General features: G+C 35.6%; 18 protein-coding genes and 9 pseudogenes. 10 read left to right on the top strand and 17 right to left on the bottom strand.

Features of this window, described 5'->3' with window-relative positions; genetic code table 11:
• Positions 1-122 precede the first annotated feature (122 nt).
• Positions 123-1,565: pseudogene (locus tag NBW39_RS06565) on the top strand (IS4 family transposase).
• Positions 1,566-1,623: 58 nt separating this feature from the next.
• A pseudogene (locus NBW39_RS06560) lies at positions 1,624-2,662 on the top strand (IS256 family transposase); the annotation flags it as partial.
• Here NBW39_RS06560 and NBW39_RS06555 read toward each other — a convergent pair.
• Complete coding sequence (locus NBW39_RS06555) at positions 2,645-3,517, bottom strand: IS982 family transposase (protein WP_250294632.1); 873 nt, start codon at positions 3,515-3,517, stop codon at positions 2,645-2,647. The pseudogene NBW39_RS06560 and the gene NBW39_RS06555 sit on opposite strands and share 18 nt — an antisense overlap.
• A gap of 86 nt (positions 3,518-3,603) precedes the next feature.
• Here NBW39_RS06555 and NBW39_RS09085 point away from each other — a divergent pair.
• Positions 3,604-3,797, top strand: a pseudogene (locus NBW39_RS09085) (IS256 family transposase); the annotation flags it as partial.
• An 88-nt stretch (positions 3,798-3,885) separates the two neighbouring features.
• Here the strand turns inward: NBW39_RS09085 and NBW39_RS06545 are convergent.
• The 6 genes from NBW39_RS06545 to NBW39_RS06520 form a co-directional block, all read right to left on the bottom strand.
• Entirely contained in the window at positions 3,886-4,434 is a 549-nt protein-coding gene (locus NBW39_RS06545) for an outer membrane beta-barrel protein (RefSeq protein ID WP_250294964.1), read from the bottom strand.
• A 127-nt stretch (positions 4,435-4,561) separates the two neighbouring features.
• Complete coding sequence (gene leuS / locus NBW39_RS06540; RefSeq protein ID WP_250294963.1) at positions 4,562-7,072, bottom strand: leucine--tRNA ligase; 2,511 nt, start codon at positions 7,070-7,072, stop codon at positions 4,562-4,564.
• Between the two features lie 12 nt (positions 7,073-7,084).
• Complete coding sequence (locus tag NBW39_RS06535; RefSeq protein WP_250295777.1) at positions 7,085-7,699, bottom strand: murein hydrolase activator EnvC family protein; 615 nt, start codon at positions 7,697-7,699, stop codon at positions 7,085-7,087.
• Positions 7,700-7,735: 36 nt separating this feature from the next.
• A complete protein-coding gene (locus tag NBW39_RS06530) occupies positions 7,736-8,071 on the bottom strand; it encodes a MerR family transcriptional regulator (protein ID WP_250294962.1) in 336 nt (111 codons plus the stop codon).
• Positions 8,068-8,376, bottom strand: coding sequence for an integration host factor subunit alpha (locus NBW39_RS06525; protein WP_250294961.1), 309 nt, complete (start codon positions 8,374-8,376; stop codon positions 8,068-8,070). The genes NBW39_RS06530 and NBW39_RS06525 overlap by 4 nt, the downstream gene beginning before the upstream one ends.
• Positions 8,377-8,436: 60 nt before the next feature.
• On the bottom strand, positions 8,437-9,609 hold the full coding sequence (locus tag NBW39_RS06520) for an MFS transporter (protein WP_250294960.1): 1,173 nt from the start codon (positions 9,607-9,609) through the stop codon (positions 8,437-8,439).
• Positions 9,610-9,749: 140 nt separating this feature from the next.
• Between NBW39_RS06520 and NBW39_RS06515 the strand changes: the two genes are divergently transcribed.
• The 3 genes and pseudogenes from NBW39_RS06515 to NBW39_RS06505 form a co-directional block, all read left to right on the top strand.
• Positions 9,750-11,105: an ankyrin repeat domain-containing protein gene (locus NBW39_RS06515; RefSeq protein ID WP_250294959.1), complete on the top strand. Its 1,356-nt coding sequence runs from the start codon at positions 9,750-9,752 to the stop codon at positions 11,103-11,105.
• A 190-nt stretch (positions 11,106-11,295) separates the two neighbouring features.
• Positions 11,296-12,639 carry a DNA repair protein RadA gene (gene radA, locus NBW39_RS06510; RefSeq protein WP_250294958.1) on the top strand — a complete coding sequence of 448 codons (1,344 nt, stop codon included), beginning with the start codon at positions 11,296-11,298 and terminating at the stop codon, positions 12,637-12,639.
• A gap of 559 nt (positions 12,640-13,198) precedes the next feature.
• Positions 13,199-14,090: pseudogene (locus NBW39_RS06505) on the top strand (IS66 family transposase); the annotation flags it as partial.
• A gap of 29 nt (positions 14,091-14,119) precedes the next feature.
• On the opposite strand, the gene NBW39_RS06500 reads toward NBW39_RS06505, so the two are convergent.
• Complete coding sequence (locus tag NBW39_RS06500; protein WP_250295731.1) at positions 14,120-15,358, bottom strand: IS256 family transposase; 1,239 nt, start codon at positions 15,356-15,358, stop codon at positions 14,120-14,122.
• Positions 15,359-15,491: 133 nt separating this feature from the next.
• Here NBW39_RS06500 and NBW39_RS06495 point away from each other — a divergent pair.
• Positions 15,492-15,886: pseudogene (locus NBW39_RS06495) on the top strand (IS66 family transposase); the annotation flags it as partial.
• 115 nt (positions 15,887-16,001) lie between these two features.
• Here NBW39_RS06495 and NBW39_RS06490 read toward each other — a convergent pair.
• Both NBW39_RS06490 and NBW39_RS06485 read right to left on the bottom strand, forming a co-directional pair.
• Entirely contained in the window at positions 16,002-16,886 is an 885-nt protein-coding gene (locus NBW39_RS06490) for a hypothetical protein (protein WP_250294957.1), read from the bottom strand.
• 54 nt (positions 16,887-16,940) lie between these two features.
• Positions 16,941-17,733, bottom strand: a protein-coding gene (locus NBW39_RS06485) for an IS5 family transposase (RefSeq protein WP_250294670.1) whose coding sequence is annotated in 2 segments (ribosomal slippage) — positions 16,941-17,468 and positions 17,470-17,733 — 792 coding nt in all. Because the reading frame shifts where the segments join, the coding sequence is not laid out codon by codon here.
• A gap of 160 nt (positions 17,734-17,893) precedes the next feature.
• Between NBW39_RS06485 and NBW39_RS06480 the strand changes: the two genes are divergently transcribed.
• A complete protein-coding gene (locus NBW39_RS06480) occupies positions 17,894-18,766 on the top strand; it encodes an IS982 family transposase (protein WP_250294632.1) in 873 nt (290 codons plus the stop codon).
• Here NBW39_RS06480 and NBW39_RS06475 read toward each other — a convergent pair.
• From NBW39_RS06475 to NBW39_RS06465, 3 genes and pseudogenes are all read right to left on the bottom strand, one after another.
• Positions 18,716-19,552: an ankyrin repeat domain-containing protein gene (locus NBW39_RS06475; RefSeq protein ID WP_250294956.1), complete on the bottom strand. Its 837-nt coding sequence runs from the start codon at positions 19,550-19,552 to the stop codon at positions 18,716-18,718. The two genes, NBW39_RS06480 and NBW39_RS06475, sit on opposite strands and share 51 nt — an antisense overlap.
• 607 nt (positions 19,553-20,159) lie before the next feature.
• Positions 20,160-20,816: pseudogene (locus tag NBW39_RS06470) on the bottom strand (IS5 family transposase); the annotation flags it as partial.
• Positions 20,817-21,025: 209 nt separating this feature from the next.
• Positions 21,026-21,802: pseudogene (locus NBW39_RS06465) on the bottom strand (Rpn family recombination-promoting nuclease/putative transposase).
• On the opposite strand from NBW39_RS06465, the gene NBW39_RS06460 reads away from it, so the two are divergent.
• Together NBW39_RS06460 and NBW39_RS06450 are read left to right on the top strand one after the other, a co-directional pair.
• Complete coding sequence (locus NBW39_RS06460; protein WP_250294955.1) at positions 21,708-21,902, top strand: hypothetical protein; 195 nt, start codon at positions 21,708-21,710, stop codon at positions 21,900-21,902. The pseudogene NBW39_RS06465 and the gene NBW39_RS06460 overlap by 95 nt on opposite strands.
• Before the next feature lie 215 nt (positions 21,903-22,117).
• Positions 22,118-22,453: a transposase gene (locus NBW39_RS06450; protein WP_370273776.1), complete on the top strand. Its 336-nt coding sequence runs from the start codon at positions 22,118-22,120 to the stop codon at positions 22,451-22,453.
• A 114-nt stretch (positions 22,454-22,567) separates the two neighbouring features.
• On the opposite strand, the pseudogene NBW39_RS06445 reads toward NBW39_RS06450, so the two are convergent.
• The 4 genes and pseudogenes from NBW39_RS06445 to NBW39_RS06430 form a co-directional block, all read right to left on the bottom strand.
• A pseudogene (locus NBW39_RS06445) lies at positions 22,568-22,998 on the bottom strand (transposase); the annotation flags it as partial.
• Between the two features lie 227 nt (positions 22,999-23,225).
• A pseudogene (locus tag NBW39_RS06440) lies at positions 23,226-23,585 on the bottom strand (IS4 family transposase); the annotation flags it as partial.
• Positions 23,586-23,699: 114 nt separating this feature from the next.
• Complete coding sequence (rho, locus tag NBW39_RS06435; protein WP_250294953.1) at positions 23,700-25,103, bottom strand: transcription termination factor Rho; 1,404 nt, start codon at positions 25,101-25,103, stop codon at positions 23,700-23,702.
• A 190-nt stretch (positions 25,104-25,293) separates the two neighbouring features.
• Complete coding sequence (locus tag NBW39_RS06430) at positions 25,294-25,902, bottom strand: cell cycle transcriptional regulator TrcR (protein WP_250294952.1); 609 nt, start codon at positions 25,900-25,902, stop codon at positions 25,294-25,296.
• Positions 25,903-26,072: the final 170 nt, after the last annotated feature.

Below are 26,072 nucleotides of genomic sequence, written 5' to 3'. Positions count from 1 at the left end.
AAAGCTGCATGCACGGTTCTTGTGCTTACTATTACCCATAAATCTATAAATGGTGAAAAAGCTGCTATTTTACTAATGCAACTTTCTATTATAAATAGATCTATGGTCTAAAAATGGAATATATGATGGAAAGAAATATAAATACCTCAACTGGCGAATGGGCAGAAAGTGAATTTGGAATTGTTAATTTTGGTGATATAAGATTAAGTAAGAGGCTTTTAAAAATAGTTAATAGTTTTGCTGAATCACCTGAGCGTTCAATAAATCAAGCTTGTGAAGATTGGCATCAAAGTAAAGCAGCTTATAGATTTTTCCAAAACGATGCCATTTCTGAAAGAAAGATATTAGACAGTCATATAATTAAAACTGTTGAAAGAGCTAAGGAACACTCAACCATCTTAGCTATCCAAGACACGAGTTATATTTCATATAAAAATCATAAAAAGACCGAAGGATTAGGGATTATAGCAGCAAGATTAACATCTAAAACAACTAATTTTAAAACCCATGGATTAGTGATGCATACAACGTTTGCAGTTACAACAGAAGGGCTACCTATAGGATTATTAGATCAAAAAATTAGTACTAGACCTTCCTTAGCTGAAGACCTAAAGGAGTTGAAAAGAAGAAGCCATAATACTGCTCTTCCCATAGAAGAGGAAGAAAGCATACGGTGCACTTAAAGATTCTACTCACCATCCTGGATTAAAGAACGTTAAGGTAGTTACCGTTTGCGATAGAGAAGCAGATATTTATGATTTATTTGAAGTCGCTTCCACTAATCAATCTCTTTTTGTAGTAAGAGGAAATCAAAACAGAACAGTAAATAAGAAGTCGACTTATTCTGAAAAAGGTGGTGAAAGGTTGTGGGATTTGCATGTCTTGTCAAGGAGAAATACAAGTCTGCTCGCAATGATAAACCTCAAAGAACAACAGTTTTAGAAGTAAAGTTTAGTAACTTTGTGATGAATGCATCAAAAAATAATGCTAGACGTAAAACCCAAAAACTTCCTAATTTAAGTTTAAATGCTGTCTATGTTATAGAAAAACACCCCCCATTTGGCGAAGAGCCTATGAACTGGGTTTTGTTGACAAATATAAATATTAATAATTTTGAAGAAGCAGTAGAAAAAATACAATGGTATTGCTTAAGATGGAGAATAGAGGTTTTTCATAAAATTTTGAAATCCGGTCTTAAAGTTGAAGAATGTAGGCTCCAAACAGCAGATAGATTAATCCGCTTTCTTACAATTATGAGTATAATTGCATGGAGAATATTTTTTATCACATTGGTAGCTAGAACAAATCCGAATCTTTCTTGCACTGTCATACTGACTGATGACGAATGGAAGGTTTTATATACCAAAATGCTTAAGACAAAAAACTATCCTGAGACTCCACCACCTATAAGAGAAATTGTGAGGTGGGTGGGCAAGTTAGGAGGGTTTTTAGCTCGCAAAAATGACTTAGAACCAGGCCCTATAGCTTTGTGGAAGGGATGGAAACGTCTCTTTGATTTAGCAGAAGGATGGAGACTTGCTCATGAATTCTATACTTGTGGGTAATAGTAAGGTTCTTGTGGGGGAGTTATAGAAGCAAAACTCAATCAAGGGGGATAGGACTATGACTTCTACCGAACGTCAAAAAATAGTAAACAGAACTTTGGTAGATTATAAAGAATTAGAAACAAATATCTTGTCATCTATACGAGAAGGAAGACCGTTGACAGGTAGGGATGGTGCGCTAACACCATTGATAAAAAAGCTGTTGGAGGCGAGTTTGGAAGGTGAAATAGAAAATCACTTATTAGCTAAAAGTGAAGAGAATAATCGAAGAAATGGGAGAAATGGAAAGACTTTGCGGACAAGTGCTGGTTCATTTGAGCTGTTAACACCAAGAGATAGGGAGGGAACCACAAATAGTCAAAAAAAGGCAAACAAACTTACATCCAGAGCTTGAAACGAAGATTTTGAGCACATTTGCCAGTGGTATGGGCTATAGAGATATAGCGTCACATATTGAGGAAATTTATGATCACAAAATATCGGCAGCAGAGATATCAAGTATTACTGACAAATTGCTACCGGTAATCAACGAATGGCGTAGTCGTCCGCTGCAATCTGTATATCCGATAGTGTTTATGGTTTTTTAAGGTCAAAGAGGATGGACATTGTGTAAGTAAATGTATGTACAATATATTAACAAAATGGCAGAAAAGAAGTATTAGTTGGCTGAAAGTGAAGTTCTGGTTGGGAGTACTAAATGATCTCAAAGAAAGAGGAGTAGAAGATATCCTGATTGCCTGTGTGGATGGGCTAAAAAGCTTTCCTGCAGCGATAAATAGTGCGTTTCCTAAAGCAGAAGTACAGCTATGTATAGTACATCAGATAAGAAATTCTCTAAAATATGTATCCAGCAAAGATGTGAAAGTTTTCATGAATGATCTGAAAAAAATATATCGTGCTGCAAGCAGAGAAATTGCCGAGAATTACTTACTTGAGCTAGAAGAAAATGGGGCGAAAAGTATCCGTTAGTTGTGAAATCTTGGCAAAATAATTGGGAAAATTTGTCCGGTTATTTCAAGTATTCTGGCCCAGTCAGGAGGATAATTTATACTACCAATCCTATTGACCCCAGTTATGGATTAACCAACGAAGTAAAGCTGAGAAATACAGGGCTTTTTCGATTGCATTGAATAAGAAATGAGGGTAGAAAAAATATGTACCAAGAAATTTACTGTGGATCTATGCCGAGTGTGCTCAAGTTCAAATTTGTTTTTTAGGCAGCCAAAAACCGTTTCAACAATCGATCTTTTCCCTAGTAAAATCTTCTCTTTCAGCGAAATCAGTGCATTTTTCATACCTTTTTTCACTTTAGTGACGAGTTTTAGACCTCTATCGAATAGTTTCTCAAAGAGCTCTTTCTTTATATAGCCCTTATCTCCAAACAAAAGTCCAGTTAGTTTTTTGGTTAGAGTTGGTACAGGTTTTCTGTCATCGACGTTACCTCTGGTTAGCGTAACACCTTGAATTTCACCTATTTCATTGATTACTACATGTAATTTAAAACCAAAAAACCAGCCGTAAGTATTCTTTCCTAACTCTGCTAATCCTTTGAAAACCTTATTTCTTGAGATTCTTTTTCGATGGCATACTGCTATTGAAGTAGAATCTATGTAGGAAATCCCGGTCATTTTTGCTTGTTCACAAAACCATTGCAAAAGTAATGCTAAATACCACAAAACTCGCGGCTTTAAGGCAATAAATCTGTGATATGAAGGCAGCTTTGAAAACTCTGATCTATAGAATAACTGAAGATAACAAAGATAAAAAGCCTTGAAGTTTTTACATGGTGATTTATGGTATAATAGGATTATGGTTAGAATTTCTGAGTGCGCTATTTCTGGTACTCTGGTTGGTTTTTTGCCGTTTGATAAGAACCTATTTGCAAAATTATCATCTACCGCACGACAAAAATCCTCGACGCAACAGTACAGTTCTGTAATATCTTTCTTCATGTGTAACCTCTTATTATTACTAAAATACTCGAGTTTACCCTGTTTCCCTCTTCTTAGTTATACTTTTATCTATTTTCTAATCCATAACTGAGGTTATTGAGGGGCTGCATAGACAGATCAGAAAATTTACTAAAACTAAGGGCTCATTTACTAGCTTGTACAAGCAAGTATATTGTGCTATAAAAAAGGTAGAGCAAAATTGGACTATCCTAATTGGGCTTTAACTATATCTCAACTTGATATTTTCTTTCCTGGTAGATTGAAAATTGAGTTAAACTAAAAATGCGGTTTGACACAGTTTATTTAACACTCCCGCTGTTTATTTCATCATCAACATTGTCTCTACCTTTATGAACTAAGTAGCAGCATTAAAAATTATAACGTACTCCTACCTCCAGAGTTGCATCTGGTATTTGTTTTGTTTTTATACCACTTAGTTGCCCGCCTGCAGCAATACCAGCTGTACCAACTATCTGTGGAGCAATTTCATAATCAACACCAACCTTTAGTTTATAGGAAATAGCACCCAGTACTTTATCTAGTACTTCATTGCCAGCAATAAGAAAAGGATATACTTGTAGATGTCCTCCTAAACCTCCGCTAACATATAGCTTAACGGGATCAATATCAAGGTCAGGGTAATAACGATAATTGGCTAATAAGCTAGCCCCCATTGTCTTTGTTGTACCAAACATATCACTTATGTCAGTGAGAACCTCAAGTTCAAACTTAGAGCTTTTGTCATAATGATAGCCAAAAACAACGCTAGGTTTTATTTTTAAGCCACTACCCCATCCAGCACCAAAGTTTAAACCTGCATAGTACTGATCTTCTGACTTACTTGCACTATTGCTAGCTGCACCTGCTAGAGATGAAGTAAGTAACACAGCTAAAGCACACAATCTCTTTATTTTCATATAACTCCTCATACAAAAAAATATATAATGCACAAGTATATATGCTTTGTATTAAAAAAGATATAACTATATGTCAGAAAAGTATGGCCATAAAATCAGATTATATAAAACGTACTACTCAAATTTTTTATATAACTATGTTTACTACCTTATTTGGTACAGCATATACAGTGCGAACTTTGTTTTGATCGATCTTACTGGACACAGAGTTTATTGCTATTTTCTTCAATTCTTCTTGAGGTAAGTTAATTGCCAGCTTTATTGTTGTACGTAATTTTCCATTGATTTGCACTGCTATAGTTACCGTATCGTCAACTAATAATGATTCATCAGCTTTTGGCCAAGGTTGACCTCCTATTTCTTGCCATAGGCTTTCAGCCAGATGTGGCATGAATGGCTCGATTACTCTGATTAATATACATATGCCTTCATCAATGAGAGATTTTCCAACTTTTACGTCTATTTCAGCTATTAAATTCGTCATCTCACGAAATTTTGCCACTACACAGTTTAATCTGCAGTTTTCCAAGTCATCTGTAAGTCCATGTAAGAGTTTATGAATTTTTTTTCTGTACTCTAGAAGTCCACCCGTAACACTCTCATTATCATAGTGTATATTTACAGGTCTAAGCTGCATGACCATACGCCACAATTTGTTTACATAACGAGAACAACCTTCCACGCCATCATCGGACCATTCCATATCTTTTTCTGGAGGAGTGTCGGACAACACGAACAAGCGGGCAGTATCAGCACCGTACTTTTCTATGATAAAATTTGGATCAACTGTGTTCTTTTTCGATTTGCTCATCTTCTCGACTTTCCCAACTTGAACCTTAACACCCTGTGCCATCAATTCTTTTGCTTCTTCAGGAAACAACCATTTGCCATTTTCGTCTTTATAAGTTGCATGGCAGACCATTCCTTGAGTGATTAAAGTAGAGAAAGGCTCTTTAATAGCAAAATAGCCACATTTGGTTAAAGCACGGCAGAAAAATCTTGAATAAAGCAAATGCAGAATTGCATGTTCTATCCCACCTATGTAATAATCAACAGGCATAAAACGATTACAAGCATCTTTATCTATTGATTTATCTTCACTACAGAATGCAGCAAAATACCAAGAGGATTCAAAAAAGGTGTCAAACGTATCAGTTTCACGCTCTGCTTGCTTTCCACACTTTGGACAATCAACAAATTTCCAAATTGGGTGCTTATCCAGTGGATTACCACCACTTGTAAATTCTACATCTATTGGTAGAACCACAGGAAGGTTTTTTTCTGGCACTGGAACGGTTCCACAGTCTTTGCAATATATGATAGGTATAGGGCATCCCCAATAACGTTGCCTTGAAATCCCCCAATCGTGCAAACGATAGTTTATTGTTTTCTTACCTATCCCTTTTTCTTTGAGCTTTTTAATGGTTACTTCCTTTGCTTTGCTGACCGTTAATCCGTTTAAAAACTCTGAGTTAAACATCACTCCGTTGTCAGTATGCACCTCTTTCATCATCGGACGCTGGATCTCAGTGCCCTGGATTCCAGCTTCACACGTTGGAATGGCACCCAAGTCGGCTAAAGAAATAACGGGAATTATCGGCAAATTATATTTCTGCGCAAATTCAAAATCACGCTGATCATGTGCAGGGCAACCAAAAATCGCGCCTTCCCCATATTCCATCAACACAAAATTCGCTATGTAAAGTGGCAATTCCTTATCAAGAAATGGATGTTTGACGTTTAATCCGGTGTAAATTCCAAATTTTTCGTCACTCTCTCTTTTCGATTTTATTTCCTGGATCCCAGTGTCAAGCACTGGGATGACAACAGAAGAACCATCTTTTAAATCCTGCACAATAGGGTGCTCTGCTGCCACTGCACAAAAAGAAGCTCCAAACAAAGTGTGAGGAGAAGTTGTAAAAACCTTCAATTTCTTATTTAAGCCAACGATTTCAAACTCTATAGTTGCCCCTTCAGATTTCCCAATCCAGCGCTCTTGCATTGTTTTGACTTTTTCCGGCCAATTTTTTAAACTTTGCAAGCACTTGAGTAAATCTTCAGCAAAATCAGTAATCTTTAAAAACCATTGGGATAACTTACGTTTCTCAACAACTGCACCTGACCGCCACCCTTTTCCATCGACTACCTGCTCATTTGCAAGCACTGTTTGGTCCACTGGATCCCAGTTAACCCACGATTCTTTTCGATAGGCAAGTCCATGCTTTAAAAAATCCAGGAAAAATTTTTGTTCGTGTTTGTAATAATCAGGCTCACATGTGGAGAGTTCACGCTCCCAATTATAAGAAAGACCTATAGATTTCAACTGTGTACGCATATTATCTATATTCTCTTTTGTCCATGTTTCGGGGCTAATATTGTTGTCCCTTGCTGCATTCTCGGCTGGTAATCCAAACGCATCCCAGCCAATTGGGTGCAAAACCTCAAATCCACGAGCTCTCTTGTAACGCGCTATCACATCCCCTATTGCATAGTTACGTAAGTGTCCCATATGAATTTTACCAGATGGATATGGAAACATCTCCAATACGTAACATTTCTCTTGTTTACTATCTTTGTTTACAGAAAAATCCCATTTATCTTGACAAAACCTTTCGACGTTTTTAAAATCATATTTCATATAAATCCAAATTCAATCACAGTTCATATGCATCAAAGGATCAACCGCTTGGCCATTATGCCGTATTGTGAAGCACATCTGCGGATCTTTATCTTGTGTGCTTGATTTACCTGCAGATCCAATTACTTGACCTTGTTTTACTTTATCACCAATTTCAACGTGTATATTTTTTAAATAGGAGTACACAGTCATGTAATTATCTTTGTGTTCCACTATAATTAAATTTCCATACCATCTCAACCCTTTGCCTACATATATCACTTTGCCGGACGCAGAGGCAACTACATTCGTTCCATTTTGAGCAGAAATTTTTATGCCATCCTTACACGTTTCATCAGAAGAGGTAGCTGTACCTTTAACTGGCATTACAAATTTACAATTTATTCCATTAATTTCCACGTTTTGTGCATTATTGTTATCTTTGTATATCCTATTTATGATGGCTTTTCTATTTTCTTTTTTTATTGAAAGATCAACGTCTTCCCTAATTAAATGGTACTCTCTTGTATATTCCAGGTCTCTTTTTCCGTAAAATTCTTCGCCTTTAAGCAGCACAGGTGCAGGTTTTTGCAGGCCACAGCCTATTAATATTGCTAATAACATAAGAAATGAGGCTATACGCCACATTTTAGATATATCAATTTTCACAAAACCTGTAGTGTTTCATGTCTGCTTGTTGCTTTCCTCATTATTTATTTTACTAGTTAAATAGTCTCTTAAATCGGTAAGTTCTTGCAACAAATTCTGTGGATCATGATTGACTTTTATATCATTACCAAATTCTTTTTGCACTCCTTTTATTGTATATCCTTTATCATATAACATGTATTTCACTTTCTTTATGGCCTCTATACACTTACGATCATATAGCCTTCTTCCTTTACGCTTTGTAGGCTTAATTTGATGAAATTGACCTTCCCAAAATCTTAAAACATGCTGTTCCAAACGTAGCTCTTCAGCTACTTCCCCAATTGTGTAAAATAATTTTACCTTATTCATCGATTATTTATTGATTTTTTTATAGTTTTTGAAGGCCTGAAAGAAACTGAGTTTCTTGCTTGAATCACCACTTTCTCTGATGTATTTGGTATATTTCCTGGCCTTTCCTTCTTTTTTTTGACCAAGAATGTTCCAAATGATGATATTTTCACCATTCCATCCTTTGCCAAGCTTGTCTTTATTTCGTCCAATATATCATCTATTATCGAAGTAGAGTCTTCCTTTGATAACCCTATTTCTTGGTTTATATTTTCAGCTATTGTTGCCTTAGTTACTGTTGTATCTTTTGTTGTAACGTGATCCATTATTGATAAATATTACAATACGTAAATATAATATAGCAATCGACTCAAGATTCAGCTACTTTATTTTTTAGGGTATGTCTCTTTTATGGCATAATTTAAAATACTAGCAGTTACCAACATTGCAAATATTGCAAAAAGCGCCATTTTATGATCTGTAAAAAGGGCTAACATTGACACTATAACTCCACTGCCAATAAACATAAACCCATTAATAATGGATGATGATGTGCTAATGTATTTTCGTTTCACAATCTCGCTACCGACAGTAAAATTAAGCATATGTCCTCCCGCAAAAAACCCGAACATTAACATACAAAAGTGGACTGTTAAATGGCTGCATAGTAAAATAATAATTGAGGCGCCTTGCAATAGAGCAAAAGCAGAGATTACATGCCTTCTATTTTTAAATAGGGTTGAGATTCGATCTGCAACTGGAGCACCAATTGCAAGACCAAGCCATAGTATTGCAGTTGCTATACCCGATTGCGTTGCATCGAGTTCTGAGTTGCTCAGTAACCTTGGAGCCCACAAGGTATTCAGTGCTAAAAATGTTCCAAAAGTAATAGCACCCACTATTGAAGTTATCCAGATATCTCTTAATTTCAGCACTGTGAGTACAGAGCACATTACTGTTCTTATAGAGTTTTGTATTGTGCGCTTTTCTGAGCTGCTTTCCGAAAGCGTGTTTGGACAAAAAAGCGTAAGTACAAATATCAACACACCAAATAGTATTATGCATACAATCAGATTCTTCCAATCTGCACCTTCGGCAAGCAAGCTAGAGAACAATATTTGAATTACCAATGCAGAAAGACTTGAAATTGTCTGCACTAGTGAAAACATAAGTCCAAATTGGGCAACGGGAAAACAGATGCTACTTATATGAGCAGCACCAATAAAACCAAATGATGCTCCAGTTGCAATCAATAATTGTGATAAAATCAAATGAGCAAAATTGTCGCTATTAATAAGGACAAAGAACCCAAAAATCATAGTTAATAATGAGAAAAAATAAATTTTTTTACTGGAAAAAACATTAAACGTTGCCCCACTAAAAAATTGTAAGATGGCGAAAGTCCAAGTATATGCTGAATTAGCCAGTGCAACTTGCGCGATTGTAAGTCCAAGTTCCCTTTCAAGATTCACACTTATAAAGGCATAAATTATCTGCATATTGCTGAATATAACAACCAAGTTACTAATCAGCCAAATGAACCAAGCTCTGTTTTTCATAAGATTTATTTTTATAAGTAATCTATTAGAAATTTAACACTAAGTCTCTTTTTAAGCTATTGTTTCCTGAATAAGTGCTGGACTTGACTTCCTTTAGCTTTGTTGTACAATTAAATAATTTTATTCTAGAGGTTGGTAATATGGCACCACAAGATAAATCTCAATTCAAAAAGTTTGACAATATATTAGCAAGAATAAGTGACACCATTGATTCTGTTAAGGGTGATTCTATTGAGATTTATGATGAAATAAAAAATCAGCTGAGAGAAGAACTTAATAATGTATATGAAGAATGGAAAAGTAGTGAATTTAATCCAAATTTCAGGTTTAAGTTAGATGATGATGGTGAAGCTATAGAAACAACACTACTGCACATTGCCATTCAATGCAGGAAAAGTGCTGCATGTGTACCACTAATCCAATGCTTGTTAGATCAGGGAGCTGATCCCAACGTACAAGATAGTCCTTATAGTAGCACTCCGCTACATAAGGCTGCTTGTACTAAAGAAGATGAAAATAAGGAAGTGGTAAAGCTTTTGCTAGCAAGAAAAGCAAATCCAAACATAGTAGATTTTCGTGAAAGAACCCCATTATATATAGCTTGTATGTTTTATGGCATTGAGGGTTTTAACGTAGAGATAATAGAACTTCTACTCACAAGAGTAGAAGTTAATCAAGGAGATAATGAAGGGAATACTCCTTTGCATCAACTTATTAAGACATCTCTTGGATTACACAAATCACCAATCCTCGAAAAACAAAGCTTAGAATTAGTCAGGACTTTTGTAGAATACCATGCATCTGTTAGAGCTGAGAACAAAAATCACAAAACTCCCAAAGGCCTCATTGAAGAGAGTATCAGCTCTTCTTCATCGATTAATTACAAGTTAGCAAATTCTATAAAAAAACTCCTGGAAATGAAGGAAAAAATTATAGCTCATCTTGTAGAACGATTAAATGAACATTCACGTAAGTTAAAAGAACAAAATCCTAACCCACGCATTTTTCAGGGCGAAGACTCAAAAAAATCATCAGAAGATAAAGGTTCATTATTACAGCAAGCAGATTCAGAACAGTCAAAAGATCTCGGGATTAGAGATGAAGATAATCAGATAGAATATAACACTAGTAGTACATCTAAAGATCCTTCAAGGATACAGGATTATGTTGAAGTGCTAGGCCCAGAAAAACCTCAAATTAATAATACGCTTAAAGATCCAATAGATCCAAAGTGGGATTACGCTATAGTGCTAGACCCAAAAGAACCTCTAGGAGGGGGGAAAGTTCCACCTCCTAACGGACAAAAACCTGCGGTTGCAATTGCTATTGGTGTTGTTGCTGCACTAGCAACAGCTTTGGTCTGTTATTCAGTCGAACTACCTGTCTTAGCAATAGCTATATCCGCGTTAATAGCCGGGGTTGGTGCCTACATGATATCAAGCAAGCTCTACGAAGTTGTTGTCTGTAACGGTACTAGCCAACAGCCTGGACTTTAGAGTCAACCATTTGCTTTTACAACAAATGGTGTCATCTAAGTCTTACACTTTCCCTGGAGGGAGATTTCTCAAATCATAGCGTTTATTGTGCATACTTATATCTTAGCACCAAAACGTTTGTGAGACTCAGCATTTTCTCGCCTATTTTGCTAATTTTTGTTACGATTACAACAAAATAATTTTAGCTTTGATGAAAACTGTATATGTATGTCAATCCTGTGGTCATAGCACTGGTAGGTGGGTAGGAAAGTGCATTGCATGTGACAATTGGGATACAGTTGTTGAAGAAATAGCAGTAAAAACGAGCAAAAGAAGTATATCTGCGCCAATTTTAATGAAGACGTTATCGGGTGGCGAAATTATCACTCCAAGTCGTTTTCTAACAGGAATAGAAGAATTAGATAGAGTTTTTGGTGGGGGTATCGTTCAAGGTGCTAGCATTTTGATTGGTGGTGAACCTGGAATTGGAAAATCTACCCTTTTGCTTAGAATTGCAGCTAATGTTGTGCAACTTTCCTCTTTTGAATGTCTTTATGTATCCGGCGAGGAATCTTTAGAGCAGGTGAGTTTAAGAGCAAAGCGTCTTAAGATAAATGAACCTAAAATTAAGCTTTTATCTACAGTGTCTTTAACTGATGTAGTAGCAACAATAAAGGAAAATAAAAGTATTAAATTCTTAGTAATTGACTCTATACAAACAATGTATGATAGCAGAATTACATCAGCACCAGGAACTGTAACTCAGGTTCGTACTTGTGCCCATGAATTAACCATTCTTGCGAAACAATATGGTGTTTCTCTTTTAATAGTTGGTCATATAACTAAGGATGGACAAATAGCTGGACCTAAAACTTTGGAGCATATGGTGGATACGGTATTATATTTTGAAGGTGAAAATAGCAATCAATACCGCATTTTACGCACTATTAAAAATAGATTTGGCCCTGCAAATGAAATTGGTGTTTTTGAGATGTCTGAAGCAGGACTTGTGCCTGTTGATAATCCATCATCATTGTTTCTGATGGCTCATGACAGAGAAGTAGTTGGCAGCGCCGTATTTGCAGGAATTGAAGGTTCAAGACCAATTTTAATGGAAGTTCAAGCGTTAATAGCAGGGACTAATATGGCAACCCCAAGAAGGGCAGTAGTTGGATGGGATATTAATCGATTGGCTATGATCATCGCGGTGCTAAATGCTCGCTGTAAAATGTTTTTGCATGATAAAGAAGTATACCTAAACATTGCAGGGGGACTCAAAATACAGGAACCATCGGCTGATCTTGCTGTTGCTGCTTCTCTTATTTCAAGTGTAGTAAATTTACCGCTGCCAACTTCTTCGATAATCTGCGGTGAAGTTGCACTTTCAGGAGAAATTAGGAATGTCTCGCATGCTGATCTCAGACTAAAAGAAGCACAAAAGTTAGGATTTAAAAAAGCGATTATGCCTAAAAATGGTAACTACTCTTCTCATGATATTGAGATAATTAAGCTTGGTCACGTAAGGGAATTAAAGGAGATCTTTAATCACAGCTAAAGTACCTGTTTAGGAGCATGGCTAATGTGTAAATATTGAAACAAAAATCCCAGTGCTTCCTTTCTTGTCATCCAAACCGGTTCACCTTATGACGCAACCTCCCCTGTCATCCAAGTAGCCACCTTTCTTATCATCCAAGTAGCCACCTTTCTTGTCATCCAAGTAGCCCTCTTCTTGTCATCCCAGTGCGTGACACTGGGATCTCATTTTACTTTATGACGGTGTCATCCTAATACCTTCCCCTGTCATCCGAGTAGCTGACACTTGGATCCAGAAGAAAGAATGGTGTCATCCCAGTACTGGGATCCAGAAAAGTTTGCTTGTAAACTAGCATAGAAAAACGTTTTCGATGAGATTATATGGAAAACTGGATTCCAGCGTCACGCGCTGACCTTTTATGGGCTCTTAAATTGCAACTATAAATACTTAAAAAATTTACCAAACGCAAAAAAAGGCAAAAGAAGCCCTGGTCATTTTCTATTTTCAGGTATCCGTTCAGCGGAGCGGTAAAATAAAAAGTAGACAAGGAGTGCTAAAAACATAATATCGCAAGTAGTATGTGTGGTCTGATCTACTAGCTAGTCTTCTCAAGCACTGTGAAAGCTTTCAAATAGAGATAGAGCAACTAAAAGCAGAGATAAAGAGGTTAGAGATAGAAAACGAAAATTTTAGATCTGAGAACAAGGCTTTAAAGATAGAGAACGCTGAATTAAAGCAGAGGCTTGGTTTAAACTCGAAAAATTCATCTCTACCAAGCTCTAGAGAGTTGTACAAAATAAAAAAGGACAAGCCAAAGAGCGACAGAAACGTCGGTGGTCAGGTTGGTCATAAAGGAAGTTTTCGCGCCAAAATGGATGCAGATGAGGTGATAAAAGTAAAGTTGTCATCTACTTGTGAATGCGGAGGAGAGATTGCAATATGCAAGGGACCGTACATTCATCAAAAAGTTGATCTTCCGGAAATTAGGCTTATGTAGTGGAATATCAATGGTCGTTGCCGGAGATGCGGGAAAAGAAGAAGCAGTAAGTTACCAGAAGGTGTTACATCAGATACATTTGGACCAAGGGTTAAGTCAATAATTGCAGCGTTCAGCGGGTTTTACAAAAATTCAAAACGCGAAATAGCGAGTGTCGTAAATGATATCTTCAATTTGAACATAAGCGTCGGTAGCATATCAAATAGTGAACATAGAGTTGCTTCAAAATGCAAAAAAATGTATGAGCAGATCGAACAAGAGATAAGTAGGAGTAAGGTTCTACATATTGACGAAACCAGTCACTATAATAAAGGTAAACTCGGTTGGTGTTGGATGTTTGCTAGCAATGAAGCTAGTTTTATAAAATTCAAGAGGAATGAAAGTTTTAAAAAATAGTGCGTTTTGCAATCGTAATAGTTTGATAGTAACTGACAGGTATGCAGCATACAATTACTTTGCTGATAAAAACAGGGAATGTTCAAAAAAGTGTGTCAAACCGCATTTTTAATTCAACTCAATTTTCAATCTACCAGGAAAGAAAATATCAAGTTGAGATATAGTTAAAGCCCAATTAGGTATAGCCATAATCCAATTTTGCTCTGCCTTTTTTATAGCACAATATACCTGTTTGTACAAGGCATTTGTACTAGTAAATGAGCCCTTAGTTTTAGTGAATTTTCTAATCTGTCTATGCAACCCCTCAATAGGATTGGTGGTATAAATCAGCTTTCTAACTGGCCCAGAATACTTAAAATAACCAGATAAATTTTCCCAATTATTTTGCCACGATTTTATAACCAAAGGATATTTTTCACCCCATTTTTCTTCCAGCTCAAGCAAATAATTCTCAGCGATTTCTTTACTTGAAGCACGATATATTTTCTTCAAATCGTTCATGAAAACTTTCACATCTTTGCTGGATACATATTTCAATGAATTCCTTATCTGATGCACTATACATAGCTGTACTTCTGCTTTAGGAAACACACTATTTATTGCTGCAGGAAAACTTTTTAGACCATCGACGCAGGCAATCAGAATATCCTCTACTCCTCTCTCTTTTAGGTCATTTAATACCCCTAACCAGAAGTTGGCTCCCTCACTTTCGGCTAAATAAAAGCCTAGTACCTCTTTTCTGCCATTTTGATCTACGCCTAATATATTATACATGCATTTACTTACGCAATGCCCGTCCTCCTTAACTTTGAAAAACATGCCATCCATGAACACTATTGGGTACACAGACTGCAATGGGCGACTACGCCATTCGTTGATTACCGGTAGCAATTTGTCGGTAATACTTGATATCTCTGCCGCCGATATTTTGTGATCATAAATTTCCTCAACGTGTGACGCTATATCTCTATAACTCATACCACTGGCAAATGTGCTCAAGATCTTCGTTTCAAGCTCTGGATGTAAGTTTGTTTGCCTTTTTTTGACTATTTGCGGCTCAAAACTTCCTTCTCTATCCCTTGGCGTCAAAAGTTCAAATGAACCGGCACTTGTCCTTAAAGTCTTTCCATTTCTCCCATTTCTTCGATTATTTTCTTCGCTTTCAGCCAACAAGTGATTTTCTATTTCACCTTCCAAACTTGCCTCCAGCAGCTTTTTTATCAATGGTGTTAATACTCCGTCCCTTCCCGTCAGCGGCCTTCCTTCTCGTATAGACGACAGGATATTTGTTTCTAATTCTTTATAATCTACCAATCCAGTAGTTTTATTTGCTATTCTTTGATTCATATGTGAAACCTCCATTTTTTTTATATCAATTTATTACTTTTTTTTCGGTTTGACACACTTTTTTGAACATTCCCTAAAAACAGGCAAATCTGTTGGATCAAGAGATTTTGAAACATAGTTGAAGTCAAAGTTCTGGTTAAGAAATGTTGCTGCTGAGTTGTTTGCACTGAAAAAAGCTCTGTTAAAAAATGAGATAGATGTTTTTAGATTTGCCAGACGTGCCAGAAAATTGCGAAAACGTACAAGGTATTACTTGAAGGAGATATTTTACCTACCTGAAGCAATAGGAGCTTCTCGAGTTGCAAAAAATATTTTGAAATCTGAAAGAATGATGTGGAATTTTTTGAATGATTCAGAAAACATTCCATTGACATGCTGAACAGCAGATACGGCATTATGTCGTTTACCGTAAAAACTCATATTTTACACAATCACAGCGAGGAAACACATTCCTCGAACGGATAATTTCATTATACTTAACATGGAAACAAAAGGGCTTTCCAAAATCTCCTATCTATTGTTTCTTAAACCACTCTGCTGAACGGATACAAATATTGTACCGTACTATCTACTTGATCATCATAACGGGCTTCTGGAAACATTAAAATCTCATACTCAAAATCATTTAGCCATACCGCTACAACTAATTTCTTAAAATCTTAACTGAATGACTTATGCCTCCTAGAGGTATTTTCTTTCTCACGCCGCAAATCAACTTGCGTAAGATTAGTAAATGGATCACCTTAGTAGTCTCGGTTGACTCTGTAAACACACTACCATTTTTCTTAAAACCTTTATCTTCTATAGCTTCCAGAACACTTTTTCCTCCCAAAAGACAGTTTTCTCCTAAACTTTTCTTCTCAGCCTTTAACTTGTTAAGCCTTGCTTCGCTCTCTTTATCAATCTCTACCTCTATTTTATTACTATCTTTCTCACTAGGATGTAGGTAAATACTAATCTCTCCTGCCTCAGTGGTAAAAGACATTTTAATGCTACCTAAGATATCTGTATAATTTCTTTTTCCGTTCACTCTTTCAACTCTCACTATACTTTCCACAATTTTAAGTGTGCAGACTTTTAATTTTAATTCTTTAGCTTTTTCATTGTTTAAGATTTTCACAGGTTCAATAATACTATCTTGTGGATATTCTATACAAAAGTGTCCGTTATCTATTCCTACTTCTAATCCATCTTGAGTTTGTGTACTCTTTTTTACAATACTTTCATATGCTATACCCTTTAGCTTGCTTTTAATTTCTTTATATTTCTTATCGAGATCATTGAAATCATTAGAGCTATACCTTTGTGCTAGATTATTGCGGAAAAATTCTTTTGCCTTCCCACCTGCTAACAATAAATCACTTATGATGTCTGAAGCTTTATCGTTCCCTATATACTCTTTGGTTCCATTGCGTGGTTTCATACGATCATCAAGAACATCTTTTATTTCTTCAAATATTAAATTTGTTACAGTTTTTTTATCACCTTTGTCATTATAATTTGAATTTAACCTTATGCCTTTATTCAAGTAGTTATTTACTATTTTCTCAATACTTTCTAGAATACTTTCTTTAGAACCTGTTCATAATCTTTTAAGGAGTAAAGAAGTGAAAGCAAGAACGACCATTTGTAAGCTAGTGTTGAGTTTCCGCTCGCAATTTTTCCACAAACGCCTACATTTTTCCAACCAAGCAAAAGAGCGCTCAACAACCCATCTCTTTGGCAGTACAACAAAGGTGTGTAATTCACTTCGCTTTATTACTTCGACCGTCGAACCAATAGTTGCTTTTATTTGTGTTGCAAAATTTTCTCCAGTGTAGCCTGCATCAACAAGTATATTTTTAACTTCAGAGAGTTTTTCTTTAGCATTTTCGACCATTTTCATGGCACTGCTGCGGTCGGTTGCTTCTGCCGTTGTTACATAAATCGCGTGTGGTAAACCTTGTGTATCTACTGCAATATGGCGCTTTATTCCTGAAATTTTTTTACCTGCATCGTAGCCCTTATTTTCAGCAGTATCTGCATTTTTTACGCTCTGAGCATCAATTATACAAAAACTAGTTCTTTCTTTCCGACCATTGCTGATACGTGTCTCTCCAACTAATTTTTTTTAATACACGCTCCAAAGTACTTTCTGTATCTTCGCTTGGTTTTTCACTCCATTTTTTAAAATATTCGTAACAACTTCGCCATTTTGGAAAATCTTTTGGCAGCATTCTCCACTGACAGGCACTTTTTAGGACGTACAGCACTGCACAAAATACATCATACAAATCAAGTTTTCTTGGTTTTGTTTTCTTCCTACTACTCTCCAGAATTGATCTGATTTTTTCAAATTGTTCTCGACTTATGTCACTTGGGTATAAATTTCTCATATATCCTTATTCATATACATCATCTCATAGTTTATCACTTTTTTGAGATTATGAACAGGTTCTTAGACCTCAGTTATGGATTAGAAAATAGATAAAAGTATAACTAAGAAGAGGGAAACAGGGTAAACTCGAGTATTTTAGTAATAATAAGAGGTTACCCATGAAGAAAGATATTACAGAACTGTACTGTTGCGTCGAGGATTTTTGTCGTGCGGTAGATGATAATTTTGCAAATAGGTTCTTATCAAACGGCAAAAAACCAACCAGAGTACCAGAAATAGCGCACTCAGAAATTCTAACCATAATCCTATTATACCATAAATCACCATGTAAAAACTTCAAGGCTTTTTATCTTTGTTATCTTCAGTTATTCTATAGATCAGAGTTTTCAAAGCTGCCTTCATATCACAGATTTATTGCCTTAAAGCCGCGAGTTTTGTGGTATTTAGCATTACTTTTGCAATGGTTTTGTGAACAAGCAAAAATGACCGGGATTTCCTACATAGATTCTACTTCAATAGCAGTATGCCATCGAAAAAGAATCTCAAGAAATAAGGTTTTCAAAGGATTAGCAGAGTTAGGAAAGAATACTTACGGCTGGTTTTTTGGTTTTAAATTACATGTAGTAATCAATGAAATAGGTGAAATTCAAGGTGTTACGCTAACCAGAGGTAACGTCGATGACAGAAAACCTGTACCAACTCTAACCAAAAAACTAACTGGACTTTTGTTTGGAGATAAGGGCTATATAAAGAAAGAGCTCTTTGAGAAACTATTCGATAGAGGTCTAAAACTCGTCACTAAAGTGAAAAAAGGTATGAAAAATGCACTGATTTCGCTGAAAGAGAAGATTTTACTAGGGAAAAGATCGATTGTTGAAACGGTTTTTGGCTGCCTAAAAAACAAATTTGAACTTGAGCACACTCGGCATAGATCCACAGTAAATTTCTTGGTACATATTTTTTCTACCCTCATTTCTTATTCAATGCAATCGAAAAAGCCCTGTATTTCTCAGCTTTACTTCGTTGGTTAATCCATAACTGGGGTCTTTAGGTTCTTTTTTATTTATACCGCTTATCTCCTCACAAAACTTATCAGTTAGCTTCTGTTCATCTGTAGTTAATGGTATTTTTAGCTTCGCCAACAGTGAGTCTTCTAGAAAAAGATAATTACTTGAACTACAGCTTGAATCCTCGTCGTGTTTATTAGGATCATTACTAAAATCATTTGTTAAATTCCCTTTATCTGTTGGATCATTGCCACCGGAGACATGCCTTTCATCTGTCGCATTCTCTTGATTTTCATGAGGATCATCTGAACTATGGCTCGAACCCTTGTACTCATCTTCAGTAGCATATTCAAATAGAGTCTCTCCACTTTGATCTTGCGCATTTAGATCAGCTCCTTTTTCTAAAAGAAGTTTTTCTGACGAATTATTAACTTCACTCTCTTCATTTTTACGAGAATCATCTGAATCATGGTCCTGATCATCTTCTGTGTTACAATCACTCAATTCAGCAGGCTTTGCCTTACTATCATCGCCAGAGCTGTTTGAATAATCGTTTCTTTCACCTACCGAACTATCAGGTGTTGTCAGATTCCTTTTATTTTCAATAGCTTGACGGCACTCATTTTCAGTAGCATATTCAGATGGAGTCTTTTCACTTTGATCTTGCACATTTGAATCAAAACCCATTTCTAAAAGAAACTTTATATCTTTAGTATCGTTATGTTCAGCAGCTTCATGTAACAGAGTTTTTCCAGCTTGTTTTTGTATATTTTGATCAGCTTCTGCTCCTAAACTTGCTACCTCAACCATATTTTATAACCATTACTCACTAATTCTTTAGTGATTACCATAGTACATAGACAAGTCAATAAAAAAATACACCTTTCCTTCTTCAGTTCTAAAACATTGTCAAAAGTCTCAAAAAGGTGAATTAAAAAGAGTTCTGCTTCCAACTTTTTTACTGTAAATTTTTGCAAAATTTTAAAACTCACATCTACTCTATTGTGGTATTCTTGGCAACTAATTTTATGTCAACATTAAAAATCTTACTATTACCCACAAATAAAGACATGGTATTGTATTTACTCAAATAATTTAATTTTATTAACTTGAAAGATTATTAGATTAAAATTATTAAATTAAGAGTTATAATTTTAGCAACTAAAAGCTGTAAATTGCACCATATAAACAGTTATTTCAAGCAAAAGTTATACCATTAAGAGCTATGCAACAAACGTTCATATTTGTGGGTAATAGTAAGGGGAAAGTTATAGAAATGACACTCAATCGCGAGGACTATGACTTCTACCAACCAGACTTTTCGTATAGCTTCTAGGTTCAAGCTTTCAATTTGCCTTTGAGCGCAGAAATTCCCTAGGCTCTGTGAACAAAATTTTAGAGTAACCATATGAGTAAAATTCAAAAAACCCATAAAGACCTCAGCAGTCTTATCAAAACGGGAGAAAATTCGTCTGAAATTTTTGATTTTCCCGAAGAAGCACTCAATCAGATGCCGCTCTTTATAAATATGCTCATCATAATGTCTCTGTACTTTGCGATTACGCTTTGGTGACAGTGCACCCTTTGCTTTCAAGACAGGCAATAAAAGCATTAGCCCTTATCGGCCACTACAGTGGAGCTAGAGACATTTTTAGTCAGCTGAGTAATTTCGTTCCTTTGGCCTGGGGTCAAAATAAATTTGAGTGGGTTTTCCAGTGTGTCAACAAGTGCATGAATTTTAGTCGTAAATCCACCTTTACTGCGCCCTAAGGCCTCTTGAGCCTGAGAATCTTTCTGCTGAACATGTTGATGATTGTTCCATCAATTATGCAAATCTGGATCTTGTTGCACATACTTGAGTAATTTTGCTAAAATTCCCTTTTCGCACCACTTTTTAAACCTCCTATGTATACTCCTGTAATTGCCTCGGTAAGAGCCGCCATTGACAGCCACTTCGCCATACTGCTTCCATAAATATTCTCAACTTCTCTTCATTTTTACTGTGTATTCCTTTTGTGCTCTTTAAAAATGCAAAAATTTGCTTCCAATTTTCCTTTTTTATGTGATATTTCATACGGTAACTTCTCTATATTTATAGTCATTAGGTTAAGTTACCGCTTTTTTCTCCATTTTCATACTTCCTCCCCTCAATTAATTTGATCCGCTAAAATTTTGTTCACAGAGCCTAGGTGTTGAAAAGGCCAGAGCCGAGATTGGAGGAGGAAAGGTTGGAGGAAGAATTGAAGGTAGTTTATGGTTTACCAAATAAGTAGAAAGGAGATGTTATTCTTGTAATTCTTTAATTTCATCTACCGGAAGGCCGGTGATTTCAGCTATGACATCTATAGAGACATCGGCCTTAAGTGAATTCTTTGCCACTGCTATTTTAGCCTGTTTTTAGCCCTCTTCTCTGCCTTTTTCATGTCCGATTAGGATGCCTTCTTCTTTGCCTATGAGGATGCCTTCATGAAGTTTTTCTTCAAGGGTAGATAAATAATCATCGGTACGTTTCTTAGCTTGATCATATGCAAGACGTTCTTCTTTACTCCAATTATATTGGTTTAACTCATCATAAGCCCTACCAATAATTACATCACTTCCTATTATTTTTTTTAGATCCTCTTCGCTCGTTTCATCTGCGTGCTTAAAAAAATAGATCCATTTTTCAACAATATTTTCTAATTGATCTTCTTTTGTCTTATTAAACTTTGGTAGCTCTATGAAAGTGAAACTAAAGTCTTTGAGATTATGTTCAAAGGTCATCTTATCAAAAGTCACGTGATCAGACTTATAAGCCAGCTTATTAGGAAATAGGATAAAATCAGCAATAGCAATAAAGATAACCCCTTTAAGATTATGATACTGGTCACCTACATCAGCTTGACTTGAATAAGCTTTGGCAGCGTAGTATTGGGCACGTTTTTCAAAGCCCATTGTTTTAGCGACTTGCATCCCAATTATGGTTTTGACCCCTATAGAATCAACACAGAGAACATCAACAATTGTAGAAAGTTTTTTCTCGCGACTGAAACAAACATTCGGGTTTAATTTTCGGAACAAATCTGAGGTTAATCGTGAGAAGGAACTGCGACTCAAATGTTATTTGCTCAATAAATTCACTGACATTGGTATGCGAAATGGCTACATGAATTTATCGTAAATTACTACCAGTATAAGGTGCGATGCAACAAAGCCGAACGGAGCCATGAAGATAGGCAGAAATTTATCGAAAAAATCGCTAAAATAGACTGTTCTAGCATTGTTTACATAGATGAAACAGGAGTTGACAATAGGCTATATCGGGAATATGGAAGAGCTCTGCGAGGAGAGAAAATTTATGCCTGGTAAAAAACGAGAGAGAATCAGCATGGGTGGATTCAGAAGAAATTCATTGCACCAATGACCTTTACTGGAGGGTGCGATAAAGATGTATTCAATGCGTGGCTGGAGCAGATATTACTGCCTGAACTGCCTGCTGGTACAACTATAGTTATGGATAATGCTGCTTTCCATAAAACTGCTAAGACAAGAGAGTTAATAGAAGGTGCGGGCTGCCATTTGCTTTATCTTTCCGCGTACTCACCAGATCTCAATCCGATTGAGCACTGTTGGCATACCATTAAAAGCTGGCTCAGACCTCGCATTTATCAACAAGATAACCTCTTCCTTCTTGTTGGTAAGGCTATTACGGAAGTTTATCATTTAGTTTAGGAAGTACTATATAACTTGGTCGCGATTTTCATTAAAAGACAAGTACAGAAAAACTAGAGTATCTACCTTAACTTCCCTGAATTTGCTTACAATCTCTTAACTTGACGCGTATGGTTCTTCAGTTAGTTTCTGACATATAATTCTTACTCTAATTTTTGCTTCTTTTCCTAACAATACCTCGTTTTCTAAAAATAACTTATCCTCTAAACATTCTAATAACTCCATTTTTTGATTTGTTTCTACATCATATATGTTGGTATCAACGACTTATGAAATAAGCTCCTATTTCATTGATTTGTTTAAAAGAATTTGGCACAAAATAACCCAAATCAGATATTAGTAAATCGTTGCTCGATATATTGCTTAAATGGCTTCTATAACCCTCTTATTCCCTCAGTTATATTAAGCTGGTCTAATGTCTGGTTTAGGTAGTCAAAAACTAATTGTAACTTTATTCCAGACTTAGTATTGCTTTCATAACCACTGTAGCTGGTACCATAACCTTTATACATGTCTTCCATACTGTTAGGTAGAGTAATATAGCTACCATACGCGTCAAGTTAAGGAAAAGTAGTATAAGAAAAAAAGGGAAATGGTAAAAACTATTTTAGATAGTAAGCAATAAAGCTAATAGTTTATAGATTTTTCTGAAAAATTTATTTCATTTTAAATCAAAACTTCCTTGAAAAGTAAACGTAACAAACAAGATACCCCTTTTAAATGTTGCTATATTGGGCAATATTTCCTTAACTTGACGCGTATGAATATAGCTACTGTCCAATAATTTAACACTATTAAATTGCTGTAAGATTTTGCAATCAACTTGCAAGATATTTTTAAAGAGAACCACAGATTCATTATACATCCTTTTCATAAATTCCACTGCTTCTTCAGTAAATCTAAAATCCAAACCTTGTTTTGTTATATCTATCGAGTCCTCGTTTAGTAATTGACACATTGTTTCTACGCTACAATTATCAACCCCTATATTACCCAAGACTATGGCTTTTACGAACGGTGAGCCTTTTAGCTTTCTCTTTCTTTTTATAAACCTTGTTGTAATTGAGATTTTGTCTGCTTTTTCATTAAAAAATTCTTTGAGCTTTTTTGATAAGCAAGTTATTTTATTCATTGGTTCTCTCACTAAAAGTACATCTGGGAGAACTTATACCTTATTATTCTATCTCTTTCATACCTTTATTTCCTTTACTTTTTGCTCAGCATATCCATCATAACTGGCTTACTTTTAGTGATTCATGGAGTTAAAAAAGTCAGCATTGCTCTTTGTTAAAAGTAGTTTGTCACGTAAAAATTCCATTGCTTCAACAGGTCCCATAGGATTAAGTATTCTACGCAACACCCATATTTTATTTAGTATAGCCTTATCAATTAATAGCTCTTCCTTCCTTGTTCCGGATTTTGTAATATCAATAGCTGGAAATATACGTTTATCAGAAAGTTTTCTATCAAGTATGATCTCAGCATTTCCTGTACCTTTAAACTCTTCAAAAATAACATCATCCATTTTTGAGCCAGTCTCTATAAGAGCTGTGGCGATTATAGTTAAAGAACCCCCATTCTCAATATTACGAGCTGCTCCAAAAAAGCGTTTTGGTCTCTGCAGTGCGTTTGAATCTACACCACCGGTTAGAACTTTCCCAGACGAAGGAATAACAGCGTTATAAGCACGTGCAAGTCTAGTAATATTGTCAAGTAGAATTACCACATCTTTTTTATGCTCAACCATTCTTTTAGCTTTTTCTATTACTATTTCAGCAAGCTGTACGTGACGGTAAGCAGGCTCATCAAACGTAGAACTTACTACCTCACCTTTTACAGAACGTATCATATCTGTTACTTCTTCAGGTCTTTCATCTATAAGTAACACTATTAATTCTATTTCAGGGTGATTTATAGCTATAGAGTTAGCCATTTGCTGAAGCAATATAGTTTTTCCTGTGCGAGGTGGAGCAACTACTAACGCTCTTTGCCCTTTTCCAAGAGGAGCTACTATATCTATAGCACGCATGCTTAAGCCTTTTTTATCATCACCATTATTACACTCAAGTACTATGCTTCCCTCAGGATAAAGAGGAAGCAAATTATCAAAGTGGACGTATTTTCTTAATTCACTGACTTCAGTAGAGTTTATACTTTGAACCTTAGTTAAAGTAAAATATCTTTCTTTATCACCAGGTGGCCTTATTTCTCCACATGCCATATCTCCTGTACGTAGATTAAACTTCTTTATTTGCCCATTAGAAATATAAACATCATCGGTACTTGGAGCATAATTTGCACTTGCTGAACGTAAGAAACCGAAACCATCAGGCAATATTTCCACTATCCCACTCCCTGTGGTTATGCCTCCTTCTTCACTCATTTTCTTCATTAAGCTGAATATTATTTCCTGCTTTAGCATCCTACCATTGCTTTTACCGTTAGTTGAAATTTTTCTTTCTTCAGCTAACTCTAACAATTCTTCTGCTGTTTTTCCTTTTAATTCGCTTAGATCTAATGTTTTTCTGTTTTTTTCAGTACCTTCATTGACCATCTGTTTTACTGTATCGTTATTGTGAATTTGCTCACTTTTTTCAGGTTGAGCTGTAACCTTTCCTTTTGCCAAAACATCTTCATTGATTGTTGTCATAATCCTCCAAAAATTTTAATTGATGCTTACTAACCTAAAATGTGACTACAAGATAATAAATTAGGCTGAGCTAGTTTTAGTGCGTATTAAGCTTAATTATTATTAAACCCCGTACTTTATTTATTATACTAATAAATACTAGCAAGTCAAGTTAATTTAATGTTAACAAAGCACAAAAATTTGAGGATCCTCAATAGCTATTCTTTATATTTTTTAACCTTTCTTGCTTTTCTTCTTCTACTTTCGCTTTTTCCACTTCTGCTTCTAAATTTTCTTGACTACATAAGCCGAGTAGTACAGGATCTTGGGGTTTTATATTTTGCATATTATGATGAGATCCATCTCTTACCTGCTCAACTGTGTAATTTGTTGTACTAATTAATTTAGCTATAACGTTATTGTCCAAGATAGGAAATTTTTTTACTAAATAATAAATCGCATCAGGTTTATCTCTACGTCTTGCCGTAGAGGCAAAGCCAAGAATGTTACCAATTGCTTTACTCCTTTTTTTTATATTTTTTACAATCAAGTTTGGTACACGGTTTGGATTTTTTTTGCAATCATCGATTTCTTTTTCAGTAATTATCCCAGAAATAATAGGGTTATATTTTTCAACTTCTATTTCCTCATCAGCTATGTCTTGTACTTCTTCAGGAGCTAACCTGCAGCATTGTGCTATTTGATTAAAAGTTAAACCAGTGTTGTCTACTAACCAAGCAGCTATTTGCATTAGAAGCTGTTTATTTCTATCGTTATTGCCCTTAGAAGATTCCATTGACATCAAAAAAGCATCTCCCATTTAAAGTATCCCTTACTGTTATACAGAGCTAAAATATAAGCTATTAAAACTAAAAAAGCATTAATTTTGTTATTCAATGGCTTTTTGTTTGTCACTTCCCACCTCTTAAGTTAATTAAATGCGCTTTTAAGCATATTTCAAACAAAATATTTCCCCTTCTTAAGGTATAG

Source organism: Wolbachia endosymbiont of Oedothorax gibbosus (genome assembly GCF_936270435.1).
Lineage (GTDB): Bacteria > Pseudomonadota > Alphaproteobacteria > Rickettsiales > Anaplasmataceae > Wolbachia.
The sequence above is the reverse complement of the archived record's forward strand: the minus strand, read 5'-3'. Positions and strand labels throughout refer to the sequence as shown.

What these genes read in the sequence shown, in the direction of transcription:
- NBW39_RS06520 (WP_250294960.1), bottom strand. Translation starts at nt 9,609, where the DNA reads ATGAAAAACAGAGCTTGGTTCATTTGGCTGATTAGTAACTTGGTTGTT.
- radA (WP_250294958.1), top strand. Translation starts at nt 11,296, where the DNA reads ATGAAAACTGTATATGTATGTCAATCCTGTGGTCATAGCACTGGTAGG.
- leuS (WP_250294963.1), bottom strand. Translation starts at nt 7,072, where the DNA reads ATGAAATATGATTTTAAAAACGTCGAAAGGTTTTGTCAAGATAAATGG.
- NBW39_RS06500 (WP_250295731.1), bottom strand. Translation starts at nt 15,358, where the DNA reads ATGAATCAAAGAATAGCAAATAAAACTACTGGATTGGTAGATTATAAA.
- NBW39_RS06545 (WP_250294964.1), bottom strand. Translation starts at nt 4,434, where the DNA reads ATGAAAATAAAGAGATTGTGTGCTTTAGCTGTGTTACTTACTTCATCT.
- NBW39_RS06430 (WP_250294952.1), bottom strand. Translation starts at nt 25,902, where the DNA reads ATGGGAGATGCTTTTTTGATGTCAATGGAATCTTCTAAGGGCAATAAC.
- NBW39_RS06475 (WP_250294956.1), bottom strand. Translation starts at nt 19,552, where the DNA reads ATGGTTGAGGTAGCAAGTTTAGGAGCAGAAGCTGATCAAAATATACAA.
- NBW39_RS06530 (WP_250294962.1), bottom strand. Translation starts at nt 8,071, where the DNA reads ATGAATAAGGTAAAATTATTTTACACAATTGGGGAAGTAGCTGAAGAG.
- NBW39_RS06480 (WP_250294632.1), top strand. Translation starts at nt 17,894, where the DNA reads ATGAAGAAAGATATTACAGAACTGTACTGTTGCGTCGAGGATTTTTGT.
- NBW39_RS06555 (WP_250294632.1), bottom strand. Translation starts at nt 3,517, where the DNA reads ATGAAGAAAGATATTACAGAACTGTACTGTTGCGTCGAGGATTTTTGT.
- NBW39_RS06535 (WP_250295777.1), bottom strand. Translation starts at nt 7,699, where the DNA reads ATGTGGCGTATAGCCTCATTTCTTATGTTATTAGCAATATTAATAGGC.
- NBW39_RS06525 (WP_250294961.1), bottom strand. Translation starts at nt 8,376, where the DNA reads ATGGATCACGTTACAACAAAAGATACAACAGTAACTAAGGCAACAATA.
- NBW39_RS06515 (WP_250294959.1), top strand. Translation starts at nt 9,750, where the DNA reads ATGGCACCACAAGATAAATCTCAATTCAAAAAGTTTGACAATATATTA.
- rho (WP_250294953.1), bottom strand. Translation starts at nt 25,103, where the DNA reads ATGACAACAATCAATGAAGATGTTTTGGCAAAAGGAAAGGTTACAGCT.